This is a genomic window from Pannonibacter sp. I15F10I1, assembly GCF_900185665.1.
GTDB classification, from domain to species: Bacteria; Pseudomonadota; Alphaproteobacteria; order Rhizobiales; family Stappiaceae; genus Pannonibacter; species Pannonibacter indicus.
Genome location: NZ_FYAN01000026.1, coordinates 491,754 through 510,291 on the forward strand (window position 1 = coordinate 491,754; position 18,538 = coordinate 510,291).

At 63.6% G+C, this 18,538-nt stretch carries 15 protein-coding genes; 9 read left to right on the top strand and 6 right to left on the bottom strand.

Annotation, left to right across the window (positions count from 1 at the left end; all coding sequences use genetic code 11):
• The first annotated feature begins 38 nt into the window (after window positions 1-38).
• The 7 genes from IF10I1_RS15525 (at window position 39) to mazG (ending at window position 6,290) form a co-directional block, all read left to right on the top strand.
• The gene (locus IF10I1_RS15525) at window positions 39-509 is read left to right on the top strand and encodes a GNAT family N-acetyltransferase (protein WP_186393466.1); all 471 of its coding nucleotides are present in this window, start codon (window positions 39-41) and stop codon (window positions 507-509) included.
• Window positions 510-576: 67 nt separating this feature from the next.
• Window positions 577-2,034, top strand: a complete 1,458-nt coding sequence (gene hydA, locus IF10I1_RS15530; protein WP_050471524.1) for a dihydropyrimidinase — start codon at window positions 577-579, stop codon at window positions 2,032-2,034.
• An 8-nt stretch (window positions 2,035-2,042) separates the two neighbouring features.
• Window positions 2,043-2,426 carry a hypothetical protein gene (locus tag IF10I1_RS15535; RefSeq protein ID WP_186393467.1) on the top strand — a complete coding sequence of 128 codons (384 nt, stop codon included), beginning with the start codon at window positions 2,043-2,045 and terminating at the stop codon, window positions 2,424-2,426.
• A gap of 95 nt (window positions 2,427-2,521) precedes the next feature.
• Window positions 2,522-3,334, top strand: coding sequence for an ABC transporter ATP-binding protein (locus IF10I1_RS15540; RefSeq protein ID WP_371328559.1), 813 nt, complete (start codon window positions 2,522-2,524; stop codon window positions 3,332-3,334).
• A complete protein-coding gene (locus IF10I1_RS15545) occupies window positions 3,324-4,226 on the top strand; it encodes an ABC transporter permease (RefSeq protein ID WP_186393999.1) in 903 nt (300 codons plus the stop codon). Before IF10I1_RS15540 ends, IF10I1_RS15545 begins: the two co-directional genes overlap by 11 nt.
• Window positions 4,223-5,365 carry an ABC transporter permease gene (locus tag IF10I1_RS15550; protein ID WP_186393469.1) on the top strand — a complete coding sequence of 381 codons (1,143 nt, stop codon included), beginning with the start codon at window positions 4,223-4,225 and terminating at the stop codon, window positions 5,363-5,365. Before IF10I1_RS15545 ends, IF10I1_RS15550 begins: the two co-directional genes overlap by 4 nt.
• Before the next feature lie 85 nt (window positions 5,366-5,450).
• Entirely contained in the window at window positions 5,451-6,290 is an 840-nt protein-coding gene (mazG, locus tag IF10I1_RS15555) for a nucleoside triphosphate pyrophosphohydrolase (RefSeq protein ID WP_186393470.1), read from the top strand.
• A 334-nt stretch (window positions 6,291-6,624) separates the two neighbouring features.
• Here mazG and hflX read toward each other — a convergent pair whose 3' ends face one another.
• The 6 genes from hflX to IF10I1_RS15585 all read right to left on the bottom strand — a co-directional run bounded on the left by hflX (window position 6,625) and on the right by IF10I1_RS15585 (window position 14,534).
• On the bottom strand, window positions 6,625-8,082 hold the full coding sequence (gene hflX / locus IF10I1_RS15560; RefSeq protein WP_082205792.1) for a GTPase HflX: 1,458 nt from the start codon (window positions 8,080-8,082) through the stop codon (window positions 6,625-6,627).
• Window positions 8,083-8,340, bottom strand: coding sequence for an RNA chaperone Hfq (gene hfq, locus IF10I1_RS15565; RefSeq protein WP_019966324.1), 258 nt, complete (start codon window positions 8,338-8,340; stop codon window positions 8,083-8,085).
• 175 nt (window positions 8,341-8,515) lie between these two features.
• A complete protein-coding gene (locus IF10I1_RS15570) occupies window positions 8,516-9,382 on the bottom strand; it encodes a D-amino-acid transaminase (protein ID WP_186393471.1) in 867 nt (288 codons plus the stop codon).
• Window positions 9,383-9,475: 93 nt separating this feature from the next.
• Window positions 9,476-10,852 (bottom strand): Trk system potassium transporter TrkA, encoded by a 1,377-nt coding sequence (trkA, locus tag IF10I1_RS15575; protein ID WP_050471531.1) that lies wholly within the window; start codon window positions 10,850-10,852, stop codon window positions 9,476-9,478.
• 42 nt (window positions 10,853-10,894) lie between these two features.
• Window positions 10,895-12,262: a sigma-54 dependent transcriptional regulator gene (locus tag IF10I1_RS15580; RefSeq protein WP_050471532.1), complete on the bottom strand. Its 1,368-nt coding sequence runs from the start codon at window positions 12,260-12,262 to the stop codon at window positions 10,895-10,897.
• Window positions 12,252-14,534 carry a PAS domain-containing sensor histidine kinase gene (locus IF10I1_RS15585; RefSeq protein WP_186393473.1) on the bottom strand — a complete coding sequence of 761 codons (2,283 nt, stop codon included), beginning with the start codon at window positions 14,532-14,534 and terminating at the stop codon, window positions 12,252-12,254. Before IF10I1_RS15585 ends, IF10I1_RS15580 begins: the two co-directional genes overlap by 11 nt.
• 247 nt (window positions 14,535-14,781) lie before the next feature.
• Between IF10I1_RS15585 and IF10I1_RS15590 the strand changes: the two genes are divergently transcribed.
• Both IF10I1_RS15590 and rbbA read left to right on the top strand, forming a co-directional pair.
• Window positions 14,782-15,765, top strand: coding sequence for an HlyD family secretion protein (locus tag IF10I1_RS15590; protein ID WP_094461719.1), 984 nt, complete (start codon window positions 14,782-14,784; stop codon window positions 15,763-15,765).
• A gap of 7 nt (window positions 15,766-15,772) precedes the next feature.
• A complete protein-coding gene (rbbA, locus tag IF10I1_RS15595; protein WP_186393474.1) occupies window positions 15,773-18,538 on the top strand; it encodes a ribosome-associated ATPase/putative transporter RbbA in 2,766 nt (921 codons plus the stop codon).

Below are 18,538 nucleotides of genomic sequence, written 5' to 3' on the forward strand. Positions count from 1 at the left end.
AGGGGGAAGACCATTACTCGAACCACAGAAAGCACCGCATGACATCGCTGCGCATCGCCATCGAAACACCTGACCAGCCCGAGGTTCTGGAGCTTCTGGCGCAGTCGGATGCCTATGCGGACAGTCTCTATCCGCCGGAGGGCAATTTCGGCTCGCCGCTTGAGGATTTGATGCGGGCCGACGTGGATTTCATCGTGGTGCGCAAGGCGGATGGTGAGGCGATCGGCTGCGGGGCGGTGAAATGGTTCGACGAAGGCAGCGGCGAGCTGAAGCGCATTTTCGTTGATCCGGCCGCACGCGGCATGGGGGCCGGGCGGGCGCTGATGGAAAAGCTGGAGGATCTGGCGCGGGAGCGCGGCGTGCTGCAGCTTTATCTGGAAACGGGCGAGCTCAATGTGGAGGCGGTGCGCATGTACAAGGCGTTCGGTTATGCGCCCTGCGGGCCTTTCGGGCCCTATGAGGACAATCCCTACAGCCTGTTCATGAGCCGGAGCATCGAGCAAAACTGACATAAAGACAGCCGCGCGATGCCCCGCAAAGGCGCAACGGCGCGGAAACGAAAAAAGGGGAACAGACATGGCAAGCACTGTGATCAAGGGCGGAACCGTGGTGACGGCCGACCTCACCTACGAGGCCGATGTGAAGGTCGAAGGTGGCAGGATCATCGAGATCGGCAAGAACCTCTCCGGCGATACCGTGCTGGATGCCACGGGCTGCTATGTCATGCCGGGCGGCATCGACCCGCATACCCACCTTGAGATGCCCTTCATGGGCACCTATTCCGCCGATGACTTCGACAGCGGCACCCGCGCGGCGCTGGCGGGCGGCACCACGATGGTGGTGGATTTCGCTCTGCCCTCGCCCGGCCAGTCGCTGCTGGAGGCGCTGTCCATGTGGGACAACAAGTCCACCCGCGCCCATTGCGACTATTCCTTTCACATGGCGATCACCTGGTGGGGCGAGACGGTCTTCAACGAGATGGAGACCATCGTCCGCGAGAAAGGCATCAACACCTTCAAGCACTTCATGGCCTACAAGGGCGCGCTGATGGTGAATGACGACGAGATGTTCGCCTCGTTCCAGCGCTGCGCCGAGCTGGGCGCCCTGCCGCTCGTCCATGCGGAAAACGGCGATGTGGTCGCCTCGCTGCAGCAGAAGCTGCTGGCCGAGGGCAACAACGGGCCGGAGGCGCATGCCTATTCCCGCCCGCCGGAAGTGGAAGGCGAGGCCACCAACCGCGCCATCATGATTGCCGACATGGCCGGCGTGCCGGTCTATATCGTCCACACTTCGTCCGAACAGGCGCATGAGGCGATCCGCCGGGCGCGGCAGAACGGCATCCGTGCCTATGGCGAGCCGCTGATCCAGCATCTGACGCTGGACGACAGCGAATACCGCCATGCCGACTGGGACCACGCCGCCCGCCGGGTGATGAGCCCGCCGTTCCGCGACAGGAAGCATCAGGACAGCCTCTGGGCCGGCCTTGCCTCCGGCTCTCTGCAGGTGGTGGCAACGGACCACTGCGCCTTTACCACGGATCAGAAGCGCTTCGGCCTTGGCGACTTCACCAAGATCCCGAACGGCACCGGCGGCCTGGAAGACCGCATGCCCATGCTGTGGACCTATGGCGTTGCAACGGGCCGGCTGACGATGAACGAATTCGTCGCCGTCACCTCCACCAACATCGCCAAGATCATGAACATGTATCCCAAGAAGGGCGCCATTCTCGTCGGCGCGGATGCGGATATCGTGGTCTGGGACCCGGCAAAGGAAAAGACCATCTCCGCCGCCAGCCAGCAGTCGGCCATCGACTACAACGTCTTCGAAGGCAAGACGGTGAAGGGCCTGCCCCGCTTCACCCTCACCCGTGGCCGTGTGGCCGTGGAAGACGGCACGGTGCGCCCGCAGGAAGGCCACGGCCAGTTCGTCAAGCGTGAGCCCTATCAGGCGGTCAACAAGGCGCTGTCCACCTGGAAGGAACTCACCGCCCCCCGCAAGGTGGAACGCACCGGCATTCCGGCGAGCGGAGTGTGAGACAGACCATGGCCGTCCGTCTCCCCGGCCATTGTGCCTTCGTCATGCTTCTGCTTTGCGGCAGCGCCCTGGCCGCAGACGGCACGGGCCGGCTCGACGGACGTTACGGGGATGAGGAGGGCTGTATCCTTGCACGCACCGGCAGCACGGCGGGAGATGGTTTTTTCTTTCTGATGGATGATGAGGGCATTTCAACCGCCGTGTCATATTGCGCCTTTTCGGCAGAGCGCAAGACAGGCGCAGACGGCATTGAAATCGAGGCGCAATGCCGCGAGGAGGGCGAGGAAGAAGCGGTGCCATTCACCCTCATCCTTTCGCAGCAGGCAGATGGCTATCTTGTCACCTTTCCGGACGGAATGAGCTGGGGGCCACTGATGCGGTGCCTGCCGTAAGCTGGCAGAAGAGCAGTGAAAATGGGCGAGAGGCATCCGCATGACACGGGGAAAATCCGGCGGCGGGTGAGCAGCAACAGCGGGGAACGATGAACGTGACGAGTGGAGCAGTTGAGCGGCCAGCCGCCTCCCAGCCGGTGATTTCGGCGAAGGATCTGTGCCTGACCTTCGAGACGAATGACGGGCCGGTGCATGCCCTGTCGAACATCAATCTGGACATTGCCAAGGGGGACTTCGTCTCCTTCATCGGCCCTTCGGGCTGCGGCAAGACAACGCTGCTCAGGGTCATAGCCGATCTGGAGCAGAAGACCTCGGGCGAGATCAACGTCAACGGCACCACCCCGGAAAATGCCCGCCTCGACCGCTCCTATGGCTATGTGTTTCAGGCCGCCGCGCTCTATCCCTGGCGCACCATCGAGAAGAACATCGCCCTGCCGCTGGAAATCATGGGCCTTGCCAAGGCGGAGCAGCGCAGGCGCATTGCCGACGTGCTGGAGCTGGTGGAACTCGGCGGCTTTGCCCGCAAATACCCCTGGCAGCTCTCCGGCGGCATGCAGCAGCGCGCCTCCATCGCCCGCGCCCTTGCCGTTCAGCCCGATCTCCTGCTGATGGACGAGCCCTTCGGCGCGCTGGACGAAATCGTGCGCGATCACCTCAATGACCAGCTGCACCAGCTCTGGGCCAAGACGAACAAGACGGTCGTCTTCGTCACCCACTCCATCCCGGAAGCGGTCTATCTCTCCACCAAGATCGTCGTTCTGTGCCCGCGCCCGGGCCGGATCTATGACATCATCGAAAGCGACCTGCCGCGCAAGCGGACGCTGGACATGCGCGAGAGCCCGGAATTCCTGAGGATCGCCCACCGCGTGCGCGAAGGGCTGAAGGCGGGGCATGTCTATGATGACTGACAAGGGCAAAACCGCACGGCTTCTCTCGGGCTCCACCCTGCCCGTCCTCACGCTCCTGCTGGCGATCCTCGGCCTCTGGTATGTGGCAACGGTCGCCCTCAATGCCCCGTTCCAGCGCGACATCTATGCCCGCGCCGGCCAGACGGATGTGCCTTTCACCCAGCTGGTCGCCGACACCATGATGCAGGAACGGCCCGTCATGCCTTCGCCGCAGCAGGTGGCGGTGGAAATCTGGGACACGACGGTCAACAGGCGCATCACCTCCAACCGCAGCCTGTTCTACCACACCGGCATCACGCTCTCCTCGACGCTGACCGGCTTTGCCATGGGAACGCTGCTCGGCATTCTTCTGGCCGTCGGGATTGTGCACAGCCGCGTTCTGGACAAGTCGCTCATGCCCTGGGTGATCACCTCCCAGACCATTCCGATCCTGGCGATTGCACCCATGATCATCGTCGTCCTCAATGCCGTGGGGATTTCGGGGCTTCTGCCCAAGGCCATGATCTCGACCTACCTGTCCTTCTTTCCCGTGACGGTGGGCATGGTGAAGGGGCTGCGCTCGCCAGAAATCATCCACATGGACCTGATGCACACCTATTCGGCGACGAAGCTTGAAACCTTCTGGAAGCTGCGCCTGCCCTATGCGGTGCCCTATCTCTTCACCTCGATGAAGGTCGGGATTGCCGCAAGCCTCGTTGGTGCCATTGTTGGCGAGCTGCCGACCGGGGCCGTCGCAGGCCTGGGGGCGCGGCTGCTGGCCGGGTCCTATTACGGCCAGACGGTGCAGATCTGGTCGGCGCTGATCATGGCCGCCGTTCTCGCCGGGCTTCTGGTTTCCCTCATCGGCCTTGCCGAAAAAATCACCCTCCGCCGCATGGGGATGAGCCGATGATCCAGTCCCGGCACAGCACCTCCTTCAGCAGCACGGCGTTCATTGCCGGTGCCAGTCTGCTTCTCACCGTCATTGGCCTCACCAGCCTCATCTTCACGCCGGATCTCGGCGTGGTCGAAATGCCGCGTGTTGCCATCGCAGTCAGCCTCATGGCCATCATGGGCATGCGCATCATGCTCGGCTTCCAGCAGAACCGCATCGGCGATGTGGCCATCGGCATCGTCACCGCCATTTCCGCCCTGCTGCTGATCGTCGTTGCGCATCATCACCGCGGGCAGGCCGCTCCCGGCTTCTGGGCGCTGGTGGCGGCCATCTGGCTGTCCGCCTGGCTTCTGGCAAGCCGCCTGTCGGCCTGGCGGGGGCTGGGCAAGACGGCAGCACGCGTGGTCAATCTGGCCATCCCGCTCGTCTTCGGCCTGACGCTGCTGGCCCTGTGGGAGCTGATCACCGTTGGCGCCGGCGTGCCGCAGGTGCTGCTGCCCGCTCCCTCCGCCATCGGCTTGCGCATTGCCGGATCCCTGCCGATCCTCTGGGCCGATTTCCAGCAGACGTTTCTCAAGGCCGTGATCTTCGGCTATGTGGCGGGCTGCGGCTCGGGCTTTCTGGTCGCCCTCATCGCCGACCGGGTACCCTTCCTGAAACGCGGCCTTTTGCCCATCGGCAATCTGGTCTCGGCCCTGCCGATCATCGGCGTCGCACCCATCATGGTCATGTGGTTTGGCTTTGACTGGCCGTCGAAGGCAGCCGTTGTCATCATCATGACCTTCTTCCCCATGCTGGTGAACACGGTGGCTGGACTTGCCGCAGCCGATGCCATGCAGAAGGACCTGATGCGCACCTACGCGGCCAGCCACGGCCAGACGCTGGTGAAGCTGCGCCTGCCCATGGCGCTGCCCTTCATCTTCAACGCGCTGAAGATCAACTCCACCCTCGCCCTTATCGGCGCCATCGTGGCGGAGTTCTTCGGCACCCCCATCGTCGGCATGGGCTTCCGCATCTCGACGGAAGTGGGCCGGATGAACCTCGACATGGTCTGGGCGGAAATCGCCGTGGCGGCGCTGGCCGGCTCCCTGTTCTACGCCGCTGTTTCGGCGGTGGAACGCTGGGCCACCTTCTGGCACCCGTCCCAGAGAGGGTGAGCGAAAACAGGCCCCGCAGCTTCACGCGGGGCCTGCAAGCCGGTAAGGTCCGGGTCCCGACATTCCCTCCCTACCGGATTCTCCCATGAAACCTGGCCGCGATATCTCCGTTCTCATCGACATCATGGCGGCGCTGCGCACGCCGGTGACCGGTTGCCCCTGGGACCTGGAGCAGGACTTCGGAACCATCGCGCCCTACACGGTGGAAGAAGCCTATGAGGTGGCGGAAGCCATCAGCCGCAACGATCTGGATGATCTGCGCGAGGAACTGGGCGACCTGCTGCTGCAGGTGGTCTATCACGCCCGCATGGCCGAGGAAGACGGCGCCTTCAGCTTTCCCGATGTGGTCGAGGCGATCACGAAGAAGATGATCCGCCGCCACCCGCATGTGTTCGGCAGCGAGGAAGCCCGCTCCTCCGGGATGGCCAAAGGCATGTGGGACAGGATCAAGGCGGAGGAAAAGGCCGAGCGCAAGGCCCGCCGGGCAGCCATGGGCCTGCCGGACACCGAACCCGGCTATCTCGACGCGGTGCCTTCCGCCTTCCCTGCGCTGATGGAAGCGGAAAAGATCCAGCGCCGGGCCGCGAAGGTGGGTTTCGACTGGGAGACGCTCGCTCCGGTCTTTGCCAAGATCCGCGAGGAACTGGACGAACTGGAAGCGGAACTCACGGACCATACGCCGCCGGCAGTCACCGGTTCCGTTCCCGATGCGGTGAAGGACGAGTTGGGCGACGTGCTCTTTGCCGTTGCCAACCTCGCCCGTCATCTCGAAGTGGAGCCGGAGGCAGCCCTCAAGCGGACCAACGCCAAGTTCCGCCGCCGCTTCGCCGCCATCGAAGCCGAAGCCACCCGGCGCGGCACCACGCTGGAAGCGCTCACTCTGGATGAAATGGAAGAAATCTGGCAGGCCGCGAAGGGGAAATAAGCCGGCTAATCACCTAGGCACCGTCCCGCGCAAACGCAGCGCGAGCCGGGAACCACTCGTTTCCAGAGCGGTGGATGTCTTGCGAAATCATCAGGCAAACTGGCTTGAGAGCTCCTCAAACGCTCTGCAAGCGAGTGGATCCCGGGTCCTCACTGCGTTCGGCCCGGGATGACCGCTGTTCGTGTGGCAATGCCAAATCCCGATAAGCTTAACTCATCGGGATTTGGTCAAGCCCGTGCGGCGTTTGGGCCTTTTCAAGGCGTGATGCGTCAGCATCTCAGAGCCTTGGTATAAAGGCACCGGCCGTTTCCCGCCGCCTCTATTGCTCTGCGTCTCAATCCGCCCCGGAGATATAGGCGCCGTAGCGGCTGCGGAAGGGGCCTTTCTGCTTGTCGGAAATGCGCACCGTCAGCTCGATAACCTCTTCGCCATCCACCCGCTCCAGCACCTCCCCCATCTGGTAGAGGCCCGCCAGCAGTTCGCCCTCCGTCACCGGGAGCGCCAGCTCGAAGCGGTCGTCGCCCACGGCCATGAAGGCCTCAATGCGGGACAGCAGCGCCGGGATGCCGTCCCCGGTCAGGGCCGAGAGCGCGATGGCGCCTTCCGGACCGTTGGCTTCCAGCAGCTTCGCGCGGCGCTCGGGATCAAGGTTGTCGATCTTGTTCCACACTTCCACCACCGGTGCACCGGTCTGCGGATTGACGCCAAGGTCGGCCAGCGTGCGGCCCACATCCACCGATTGGGCGTCGCTGTCCTCGTGCGAGATGTCACGCACATGCAGGATGAGATCGGCTTCCAGCACCTCTTCCAGCGTGGCACGGAAGGCGGCGACCAGATGGGTCGGCAGTTCGGAGATGAAGCCCACCGTGTCGGACAGGATCACCTCGCGCCCATGCGGCAGGCGGATGCGGCGCAGCGTCGGGTCCAGCGTTGCAAACAGAAGGTCCTTGGCGAACACATCCGACTGGGTCAGCCGGTTGAACAGCGTCGACTTTCCGGCGTTGGTGTAGCCGACCAGCGCGATGACCGGCTGCGGGATCTTCTTGCGCTTCTTGCGGTGCAGGTCGCGGGTGCGGCGCACCTGCTCCAGCTCCCGCTCCAGCCGCATGATCTTGTCCTGGATCTGGCGCCTGTCCGCCTCGATCTGGGTTTCGCCGGGGCCACCCATGAAGCCGACACCGCCGCGCTGGCGCTCAAGGTGGGTCCAGGAGCGGACAAGGCGGCTCTTCTGCCAGGTCAGATGGGCAAGGTCCACCTGCAGGCGGCCTTCCTTGGTGCGGGCGCGGGCGCCGAAGATCTCCAGGATCAGACCGGTCCGGTCGATCACCTTGGTCTTCATCGCCTTTTCGAGATTTCGCTGCTGGATCGGCGTCAGTGCATGGTCGATCACGACCACGTCCACATCGCCCTCTTCCGCCGCACGCGCGATTTCCTCCACCTTGCCGGGGCCCAGCAGGGTTGCCGGGCGCGGCGTGTGGATGCGCGCGATGGAGGCGGAAACGATCTCAAGCTCAATGGCGGCACACAGGCCGACGGCCTCTTCCAGCCGCGCCTCGGGCGTGCGCGTCGGAGGCGGCGTGCCTTCAAAGCCTTTGGGAAGCCGTTCCGGCAGAACCGGCTCGATCACCAGCGCCCGGGAAGACGGTCCCTTGAAGACAAGTTCACCGCCGTGGGCGGCGGGCTCACCATGGCCACCGTCCCTGCCCCGGCTGTCTTCCCCGTCCAGCCAGTCCTGATCTTCAAATTCGTTGCCGGAGCTGCCCTCTCCGGCCTGTCTGTTCTTGCGAGCCAATCAGGCGCCTGCTTTTTCGGCGCCTTCTTCACCGCCTTCGAACAGCTGCACGGGGCCGTTCGGCATGATGGTCGAAATGGCATGCTTGTAGACAAGCTGGGAATGACCATCCCGGCGCAAAAGAACACAGAAATTATCAAACCACGTCACCACGCCCTGCAGCTTCACGCCGTTGATGAGGAAGATCGTCAGCGGAACTTTCTGCTTGCGAAGGTAGTTGAGGAAGGTGTCCTGCAGATTCTGTGCACGCTCAGCCATGAGTCTTCTTATCCTGTTTCTGTCGTCCGCGGCCGGGGCATCTGACATGTTCTTGTTGTGCGACCGGCAAGCGAGGCAAAAAACACAAACGTAAGCGCCTCTCCCGGATGAACCGGGCGCCGGTATTCAAGTTTACAACAAGTCCCGTCCGTTACCCCAGCACTATTTCATATCATCAATATATTTCATCAAGATGGGTTGCTGTGTGGAACTGCTTGCGCAGCTCCGTCGCAACACTTCCCGGATGGCCGTTGCCGATCGAAGCCCCATCGAGACTGACCACCGGCATGCAGATGGTGGAGGCGGCCGTCACGAAAGCCTCACGCGCGGTCTTGGCCTCTTCCAGCGTAAACGGACGCTCCTCGAACTGCAGGCCATCGCGCTCAACCAGATCCAGAACCACGCTGCGGGTGATGCCGCGCAGAATGCCGCTTTCGGCCGGGCGCGTCACCAGCACGCCGTCCTTGGTCACGATCCAGGCGTTGGTCGAACCGCCTTCGGTCACAAAGCCATCCTGATCCACATACCAGACTTCCTTGGCGCCCTGCTCGCGGGCATATTGCTTGGCCAGCACGTTCGGCAGCAGGCCAACGGTCTTGATGTCCACACGCGGCCAGCGGTTTTCCGGGTGGCTGACGACGGCAATACCGGTTTCGGCCTGCTTGTCGGAGGCTGCCGGGTTCGTCGGCTTGGCCGTGATCACCAGCGTCGGCGCGATGGGCGTCAGCGGGAAGAAGTGATCGCGCCGGGCCACACCGCGCGTCACCTGCATGTAGACGATGCCGTTGCGCACCTTGTTGCGGCGGATGACTTCCTTCAGAACCAGCGTCAGCGGCTTATGTTCCATCGGCATGGGGATGCGCAGCTCGCTGCAGGAGCGCTCCAGCCGCGCCAGATGGCGCGGACCATCGACCAGATTGCCCTGCCAGACCTCGCAGACCTCATAGACGCCATCGGCAAACTGATAGCCACGGTCTTCCACATGCACGGCGGCCGAAGAGTGCGGCAGGTACTGTCCATTCACATAGGCAATGCGGCTCATGAGAACTCCTTACGGCAAAGGCCGGAGCGTTGGGCGGGCAAGGCGGGAGGCGGGTACGGGAGGGTACCCTTTCGGCACATCCTGACCGGCGGATCAGAAGAATTCAAGGCTGACGCGGAACATCTGCTCCACCTGGCGCACCCGGTTGGCCATGGCAAACATGACGATCCGGTCGCGCGCCTGGATCTGCACATCGCCATTGGGGGTCAGCACCTTGCCATTGCGGAACACCGCACCAATGCGGATACCGTCCTGCAGGTCAACTTCCCGCAAGGGGCGGCCCACCAGCGGCGAGGTTTCCAGCGCTTCGGCCTCGATGATCTCCGCCGCGCCATTGTGCAGCGACTGGACGCCGCGGATGCGGCCCCGGCGCACATGCTGGAGAATGCGGGAAATCGTCACCGCACGCGGATTGATGAAGGCATCGATCCCCAGCGCATTGGCAAAGGCCGGATAACTCGGGTTGTTGAGCAGAGACAGGTTGCGCTTGCAGCCGAGCTTCTTGGCCATGACGCAGGAGAGGATGTTCACCTCGTCATCATTGGTCAGCGTGATCATGGTATCGGCGGTTTCCACATCCGCTTCTTCCAGGATCCCCTGATCCAGTGCGCTGCCATGAAGAATCACGGTGCGTTTCAGCTCATTGGCGATGCCGACAGCGCGCTCGCGGGACGATTCGATAATCTTCACACGGGTGGATGTCTGGCGCTGCTCAAGGGCGCGGGCCACGTAAAGGCCGATGTTGCCGCCGCCGGCAATGACGACACGGGTGGCCTCCGGTTCCTCGTGACCGAAGATGCCGAGGGTTCGGCGCACCTGATCGCGGCGGGCCACCACATAGGCAAGGTCGCCCACCAGCATGCTGTCGGAGCTTTTGGGTGCAAACAGTTTGCCGCCCCGGTTGATGCCGACGACCACGGAGCCAAGATCGGGGAACAGATCGGTCAGCTGGCGCAGCGGCGTGTCGACAACCGGGCAGTCTTCCTCGCAATTGACGCCGATGACCACGACCTGATCATCGGCAAAGCGCATGGTCTCCACCGCGCCGGGGAGCGAGAGGCGGCGCAGCACCATGTCCCCCACCTCGATCTCGGGCGAGATGATCACGTCGATGGGCAGGTTTTCGCGGGCGAAGAGATTGCGCCAGCGGCCCTGAAGATAGCTCTGGGCGCGCACGCGCGCGACCTTGGTCGGCACATTGAAGAGGGAATGGGCCACCTGGCAGGCGACCATGTTCACCTCGTCATAAAGCGTGACGGCGATGATCATGTCCGCTTCGTCGGCACCGGCCTGCGCCAGCACATCCGGATGGGCGCCGTTGCCCACGAAACCGCGCACGTCGAGCTGATCACCGATGGCAGCAATCAGCTTGGACGACGAATCGATCACCGACACATCGTTCTGTTCCGCAGCCAGACGTTCGGCGATGCCGTAACCGACCTGCCCTGCCCCGCAAATGACGACCTTCATCGGTCACATGTCCCCGTTTGAAGCGCTTTCACGGCGCTTGTCTCACGATAGACCTAACGACTTCAGCTTGCGATGCAAGGCCGAACGTTCCATGCCCACGAATTCTGCGGTGCGCGAGATGTTGCCGCCAAAGCGCTTGATCTGCGCCTGAAGATATTCACGCTCGAACACTTCGCGTGCATCGCGCAGCGGCATGGACATCAGATGCTCGCCGCCGCCATTGGCCGGAAGGCTGGGCACCATGGAGCCGACTTCCGAAGGCAGGAGATCCGCCGTGATCACGGCCTCGGGATCGGCCCGGGTGAGGATCATCAGCCGCTCCACATTGTTGCGCAGCTGGCGGATGTTGCCGGGCCAGTCGTGGGTCTGCAGAACGGCCATGGCGTCATCGCCGATGCGGCGCATGGGAAGGCCTGCGGAGGCGGAGATCTGCTCCATGAAGTGACGCACCAGGATCGGCACATCCTCGCGCCGCTCCGCCAGACCCGGCACGCGCAGCGGCACCACGCCGAGACGGTGATAAAGATCCTCGCGGAAGGCGCCGCTGGCGATTTCCTCTTCGAGATTGCGGGCGGTCGAGGAGAGAATGCGCACGTCCACCTGCACGCGGGTGGAGCCGCCAAGGCGGGTGAAGGTCTGGTCCACCAGCACCCGCAGGATCTTGCCCTGCGTCTCGCGCGGCATGTCGGCCACTTCATCAAGATAGAGCGTGCCGCCATGCGCCTCTTCCAGAGCGCCAACCTTGCGCAGGTTGCCGCCTTCGTCCTCGATGCCGAAGAGCTCCTCTTCCATGCGGTCGGGGGTGATGGTTGCGGCGTTGATGGCGACGAACGGCCCCTTGGCGCGCGGCGACAGCTCATGCACCTGCCGCGCCGCCAGTTCCTTGCCTGCGCCCGATGGGCCGGAAATCAGAATGCGGCTGTTGGTGCCGGCGATCCGCTCGATGGTCTGGCGCAGCTGGTTGATGGCCGACGATTCGCCGATGAAGCGGGACGCATCGCCGCTGCGCTGTTTCAGGTCCCGGATCTCGCGCTTCAGCATGGAGGCTTCCAGCGCGCGCTCCGTGATCAGCAGCAGCCGGTCGGCCTTGAACGGCTTCTCGATATAGTCATAGGCGCCGCGCTTGATGGCGGAAACGGCGGTTTCCACATTGCCGTGGCCGGAAATGATGACGACCGGCAGATCCTTGTCCTGCGCCTTGATCTCGTCCAGCAGCGCCAGCCCGTCGAGGCGGCTGCCCTGAAGCCAGATGTCCAGCACCACGAGGGACGGCCGCCGCTCCTTGATGGCGGCAAGCGCCGTGTCACTGTCGCTGGCCGTGCGCGTGCCATAACCCTCGTCATCAAGGATGCCGGCGATCATCTCACGGATATCGGTCTCGTCATCGACGATCAGGATGTCATAGGCCATGGCTCGTCACTTGTTCTCTGGTCTCTGATTGGGATCCGGACTGCGCTCTTCCGGCCTGCGCCGTGCTGTCTTCTGCGGCGGGCGGTCCAATGATGAGGCGCACCATGGCGCCGGTTTCGTCCGGGGCAAGGTCCGGCGCGTCCAGCAGCTCGATGCTGCCATTGTGGTCTTCCATGATCTTGCGCACGATGGCGAGGCCAAGGCCGGTGCCTTTCTCGCGTGTCGTCATGTAGGGCTCCAGCAGCTTCTGCCGTTCCTGCTTCGGCAGGCCGATGCCATTATCGATAATGTCGATCAAAGCCTTGCCGTTTTCATGGCTCAGCCGGATGCGGATCCGGCCCTTGGGCAAATTGTCTCCGCTGCGGCCGGAAATCGCCTCGGCGGCATTCTTGATCACGTTGGTGAGTGCCTGACCGATCAGGCGGCTGTCGAAACAGGCTTCGATGCTCTCTTCCGGCAATTCGGTCTTCACCTCGATTTCCGGATTGCCGACGCTCTGCATGAAAGCAGCTTCGCGCACCGTGTTGCGCAGGTCCGCCATGGACTTGGCGGGCTTGCGCATGCGGGCAAAGGAGGAGAACTCGTCCACCATCTGACCGATATCGCCAACCTGCCGGATGATCGTGTCGATACACTGGTCAAAGACCGAACGGTCGTCTTCCACCTTCTTGCCATAACGGCGGCGGATGCGCTCGGCTGACAGCTGGATCGGGGTCAGCGGGTTCTTGATCTCATGGGCGATGCGCCTTGCCACATCCGCCCAGGCCGAATTGCGCTGCGCGGATACAAGGTCGGTGATGTCATCCAGCGTCACCACATAACCATGCTCGCGCCGGGTGGAGAGTTCGGTGGTGATACGCGCATTCACCGTCCGTTCGCGCCCGCCGATCCGCAGGGAAATCTGCGTTTGCTTGATACGGTCGCTTTCCTTCGCCAGGGCTTCGCGGAGGAAGGCCTCCAGCTCCGGAATGACATCGGCCAGCGGACGGTCGAGGATTTCGCTCTCCTCCACTCTCAGCAGATCCCGCGCCGACCGGTTGACGAGCGTGATGGCCCCGTCATCATCGATGCCGATCACGCCGGTGGTGACGCCGGAGAGAACGGCCTCGGTGAAGCGTCGGCGGCGGTCGATCTGCTCGTTGGCCGCCAGCAGCGCATCGCGCTGGCCGCGCAACTGGCCGGTCATGTTGTTGAAGGTGGTGCCGAGATTGGCGAGATCGCCTTCCGACTTCTCGGTCATCACTTCCACATAAAGATTGCCCTTGGAAACCTGATCCGCCGCCGAAATCAGACGCCGGATGGGCGACACCAGCCGGTTGGCGAAGCCAAAGCCGATCCAGATGGCGGACAGCAGCAGCACCAGCGCCACGCCGAGATAGACGAGCGCGAAGGCGATCTGCACACCAAAGCGGCTGCGCTCCAGCTGGCTGTATTCACTCGCCCCCTCTTCGGCGAGGCGCTGATAATCCAGCACACGCTGATCCACCGTCCGGGCGACATAAAGATACATGCCGTCATAGGCATCCAGTTTGACGATGCCGCCGACCAGATTGGACCGGCCCGGCGCGATCAGCACCGCCTCGCCCTGATCCGCCTTGGCATAGACGTCGTTCGGCGGCAGCAGGATGTTGACATCGGGCACCAGGATGACGCGGGTGACGACCGTGCCATCTGCCTTCAGCAGGAACGCCGCCACGATGCCGCGCAGCTGCGCCTGACCGGCGAAGAAGGCATCAAAGCGCGTGGGCTCGAATTCATAGACGGCCTTGGCCTGATCCACATCCTGCGACATGGCGATCAGATCGCCGCGCAGCACGCGGGCATGTTCCTGCAGATAGGCCTGCGCCACAGTCAGGGCATTGTCGATGATCTGGCGGGTGCGCTGCTCGAACCAGCGGTCAAGGCCCTGATCGAGCGTAATTGCCGCGACGATCGCCATCAGGATGGCGGGAACGGCGGCAATCAGAGAGAACATGGCGACAATGCGCACATGAAGCCGCGCGGCCGCCCTGCCCCGTCGCCGCGCCTGCATCAGCTTGAAGATTTCCCGGCCGATCATGCCGACCAGAGCGGCGCCAAGCCCGCCATTCACCATCATCGCGACCCAGACCACTTCCGGCGTCGGCGCAATCGGGGTCAGACCCGTCAGGACGGCAAAGGTGACAGAAATCGCCAGGAGAGCAGCCAGCATGACGGCCAGCCCGGCTCGGCGGCCAGCGCGGCCGCGCGACCCCTGGTCCAAATCCGCGGGCGGGTCACGTTCCAGTATCATCAGTCCTCAAGGCAAGGCGGAGGGAAGAATCAGAAATGCAACGCCGGCACAAATGCGCGGCTTTGTTACCACACACTGTTGCCTAAATGCGACAAGAATGCGGCCAGCCCTCTTCCAGGTCCGCGTCACTACGGACTTCTTCGCCGTTGCATATGCATAGGGGGCGTGCCCATAAATCAGCTGGACGGACGTGAAGCTGCAATAATACGCTGAACAATGATCTGCTTTCATAGGGGCTGAAGCAAAGATGACGAAGAAAATCCTTTTGATCATTGCAACGGTTGTTGCCGTCATTGCAGGGGCTGTCTTTGCCTGGTTTGCAACGCGCCCCACACTTCCGCCGGAAATCGCTACGGCGAATGGCCGCATCGAAGCCGAAACCGTTCAGATCGCTGCCAAGACCGGCGGGCGGGTGCTGGAAGTGACTGTCCGGGAAGGTGATCTGGTGCAAGCCGGCACGGTTCTTGCCCGGATTGACACGGATGAGCTGGATGCCCGCAAGGCTGGCGCCGTGGCCCAGGTCAGCGCCGCCGAGGATGCGGCCAATACGGCAGAGGCGCTGATCGCACAGCGTGAAAGCGAACTGAAGCTGGCGGATCAGTCCCTTCAGCGCGCGATAACCCTGCGGGAAAACGGCCATGTCTCGCAGCAGGAGCTGGATCAGCGCCAGACCGCCCGCGAAACCGCCGAAGCCGCACTCAGAGCAGCCCGGGCACAGCTCGCCAATGCCCGCAACACCGTCACGGCGGCGCAGGCCGAGGTGGCCCGGATCGAATCCCTGATCCGCGACAGCGTCCTGACCGCACCGATCACCGGCCGCGTGCAGTACCGGCTGGCCGAGCCCGGCGAAGTGGTGGCAGCCGGCGGCCGTGTGCTGACACTGCTCAATCTCACCGACGTCTATATGACCGTCTATCTGCCGACCGCCAGCGTCGGCCGCGTGTTCATCAATGCCGAGGCGCGGATCGTGCTGGATGCGGCTCCCGATCTTGTGATTCCGGCCAGTGTCTCCTTTGTCGCCGCCGATGCCCAGTTCACCCCGCGCGAGGTGGAGACCCGCTCCGAACGGGACAAGCTGATGTTCCGTGTCAAGCTGCGCATCGATCCGGCCCTGCTGACGGAATATCTCGAGATGGTCCGCACCGGTTTGCCCGGCGAGGCCTATGTGATGATGGCGCCGCCCGTGGCATGGCCGGATTCCCTGGCGGTGCGTCTGCCGGCACCCCGGTGAGGCGGTCATGACACAGGCCCCCTTGCAGGCTTCGCCCGCTTCCACCGTGGCACGTCTGACCGGCGTGTCGCATCTCTACGGCAAGACACGGGCACTTGATGGGGTGACGCTCGCCCTGCCCGCAGGCGGCATGATCGGCCTCATCGGGCCGGACGGCGTTGGCAAGTCCACCCTGCTGGCCCTGCTGTCGGGCGCCCGCAAGATCCAGACGGGCACGGTGGAGGCGCTCGGCGGCGACATGGCCAATGCCCGCCACCGCCGCGCTGTGCTGCCGCGCATCGCCTATATGCCGCAGGGGCTTGGCAAGAACCTCTACATGGACCTGACGGTCGCGGAGAACCTGGAGTTCTTCGGCCGCCTCTTTGGTCAGGACGGGCGGGAACGCCAGCGCCGCATTGCGGAGCTGACCGTTGCGACCGGCCTTGATCCCTTCCTTGACCGCCCGGCGGGGAAACTCTCCGGCGGCATGAAGCAAAAACTCGGGCTGTGCTGCTCGCTCATTCACGATCCGGACCTGCTCATTCTGGATGAGCCGACCACGGGCGTTGATCCCCTGTCCCGCCGCCAGTTCTGGACACTGATCGACACCCTCCGCACCTCGCGCCCCGGCATGACCGTGGTGGTGGCCACCGCCTATATGGACGAGGCGGAGCGTTTCGGCCATCTGGTGGCCATGCATGGCGGGAAAATACTGGCGGAAGGCAGCGCGGCGGACCTGAAGGAAAAAGGACAGGCGGCAACGCTTGAGGCCGCTTTCGTCAACCTGCTGCCGGAATACAGGAGCCAGCCGCACCAGAGCCTCACCGTACCGCCTTATGAAGGCAATGGCGAGGGTCCGGCCATCGTCGCGCAGGATCTGGTGCAGCGCTTTGGCAGTTTTACCGCCGTTGATCATGTCAGCTTCGAGATCCGGCGCGGCGAAATCTTCGGCTTTCTCGGGTCCAACGGCTGCGGCAAGTCCACCACCATGAAGATGCTGACCGGTCTGCTGCCGCCCAGCGAAGGCAAGGCCTGGCTCTTCGGCGAGGAGATCGATGCGCGCAACCTGAACACCCGCAAGCGCGTCGGCTACATGTCGCAGGCCTTCTCGCTTTATGGCGAGCTGACGGTGCGCCAGAACCTGACGCTGCATGCCCAGCTCTTCCATATGCCGGCAGCGGAAATCCCTGGCCGCGTCGATGAACTGCTGCAGACCTTCCGTCTGACGGATCATGCCGATGCCCTGCCCGGCTCCCTGCCCCTTGGCGTGCGCCAGCGCCTGTCTCTTGCCGTTGCCATCGTCCACCGGCCCGATGTGCTCATTCTCGATGAGCCGACCTCCGGCGTTGATCCGGTTGCCCGGGACGAGTTCTGGAGCCTCTTGATCGATCTGGCCCGCAAGGACCGGGTGACGATCTTCCTCAGCACCCATTTCATGAACGAAGGTGAGCGCTGCGACCGCATTTCCCTGATGCATGCGGGCAAGGTGCTGGCCTGCGGCGCGCCGGACGAGCTGGTGCGCAGCTACGGCGCTGCCACTCTGGAAGAAGCCTTCATCAGCGCGCTTGAAGGCGCATCCGCTCCCGCGCAGCCGGCAACAGAAGCGCAGGCTCCACTGGCTGCGGCTATCGAGCCGCCCGCGAAGCCACAGAAGCGGCGGCAGGGCTTCCTGTCGAAGCGCCGCCTCATGGCCTATTCCCTGCGCGAGGCCAAGGAGTTGCGGCGCGATCCGGTGCGTCTTGCCGTGGCGCTGGCGGGCACCATGCTGCTGATGCTGGTCTTCGGCTATGGCATCACCACCGACGTGGACGATCTCACCTATGCGGTGCTGGACCATGACCGGACCCTTGAAAGCCGGCAATATGCCGAAAGCATGTCCGGCTCGCGCTACTTCAAGGAGCAGGCGCCGCTCACCAGCGAAGCGGATATCCTGATGCGGATGCGCAGCGGCGATATTTCACTCGCCGTCGAAATTCCGCCAGGCTTCGGCAAGGCGCTGCTGCGCGGCGAGACACCGCAGATTGCCGCCACCATCGACGGCTCCATGCCGTTCCGGGCCAATACGATTGCAGGCTATGTCACGGGGCTGCATCAGTCCTACATTGCCGAGCAATACCGCCAGCGCTTCGGCGAGACCCCGGTCTTTGCCGCTGCCAGCATTGAACCGCGCTTCCGCTACAATCAGGACTTCAAGAGCATCAATGCCATCGCCCCTTCCGTGATGGCGCTGCTGCTGGTGTTTATCCCGGCGATCCTGACCGCCGTTTCGGTGGTGCGGGAAAAGGAGCTGGGCTCAATCACCAATCTCTATGTGACGCCGGTGACGCCGCTTGAGTTCCTGATGGGCAAGCAGCTTCCCTATGTGGCCATCGCCATGGTCAATTTCGCGCTGATGATGCTGATGGCGACGGTTGTCTTCGGCGTGCCGGTAAAAGGCAGCCTGCTGACGCTGACGGCGGGCGCCCTGCTCTATGTCTGTGCCACCACGGCCATCGGCCTGCTGTTCTCCACCTTCACCTCGACGCAGGTGGCCGCGATCTTCGGCACGGCCATCGGCACGGTTCTGCCGGCGGTGCAGTTCTCCGGCATGCTGCAGCCGGTCTCCTCGCTGACGGGCGCCGGTGCGGTGATCGGTTCGCTCTATCCGACCACCCATTTCATGACCATCAGCGTCGGCACCTTCACCAAGGGGCTGGGCTTTGCGGATCTCTCGGCGAATTTCTGGGGCTTGGCCCCGGTCGCACCGCTGGTGCTTGCCGCCTGCGCCCTGCTTCTCCCGCGGCAGGAGCGCTGA

What these genes read in the sequence shown, in the direction of transcription:
- rbbA (WP_186393474.1), top strand. Translation starts at nt 15,773, where the DNA reads ATGACACAGGCCCCCTTGCAGGCTTCGCCCGCTTCCACCGTGGCACGT.
- IF10I1_RS15570 (WP_186393471.1), bottom strand. Translation starts at nt 9,382, where the DNA reads ATGAGCCGCATTGCCTATGTGAATGGACAGTACCTGCCGCACTCTTCG.
- IF10I1_RS15585 (WP_186393473.1), bottom strand. Translation starts at nt 14,534, where the DNA reads ATGATACTGGAACGTGACCCGCCCGCGGATTTGGACCAGGGGTCGCGC.
- trkA (WP_050471531.1), bottom strand. Translation starts at nt 10,852, where the DNA reads ATGAAGGTCGTCATTTGCGGGGCAGGGCAGGTCGGTTACGGCATCGCC.
- mazG (WP_186393470.1), top strand. Translation starts at nt 5,451, where the DNA reads ATGAAACCTGGCCGCGATATCTCCGTTCTCATCGACATCATGGCGGCG.
- IF10I1_RS15590 (WP_094461719.1), top strand. Translation starts at nt 14,782, where the DNA reads ATGACGAAGAAAATCCTTTTGATCATTGCAACGGTTGTTGCCGTCATT.
- IF10I1_RS15525 (WP_186393466.1), top strand. Translation starts at nt 39, where the DNA reads ATGACATCGCTGCGCATCGCCATCGAAACACCTGACCAGCCCGAGGTT.
- IF10I1_RS15545 (WP_186393999.1), top strand. Translation starts at nt 3,324, where the DNA reads ATGATGACTGACAAGGGCAAAACCGCACGGCTTCTCTCGGGCTCCACC.
- hydA (WP_050471524.1), top strand. Translation starts at nt 577, where the DNA reads ATGGCAAGCACTGTGATCAAGGGCGGAACCGTGGTGACGGCCGACCTC.
- hfq (WP_019966324.1), bottom strand. Translation starts at nt 8,340, where the DNA reads ATGGCTGAGCGTGCACAGAATCTGCAGGACACCTTCCTCAACTACCTT.
- IF10I1_RS15535 (WP_186393467.1), top strand. Translation starts at nt 2,043, where the DNA reads ATGGCCGTCCGTCTCCCCGGCCATTGTGCCTTCGTCATGCTTCTGCTT.
- IF10I1_RS15550 (WP_186393469.1), top strand. Translation starts at nt 4,223, where the DNA reads ATGATCCAGTCCCGGCACAGCACCTCCTTCAGCAGCACGGCGTTCATT.
- IF10I1_RS15580 (WP_050471532.1), bottom strand. Translation starts at nt 12,262, where the DNA reads ATGGCCTATGACATCCTGATCGTCGATGACGAGACCGATATCCGTGAG.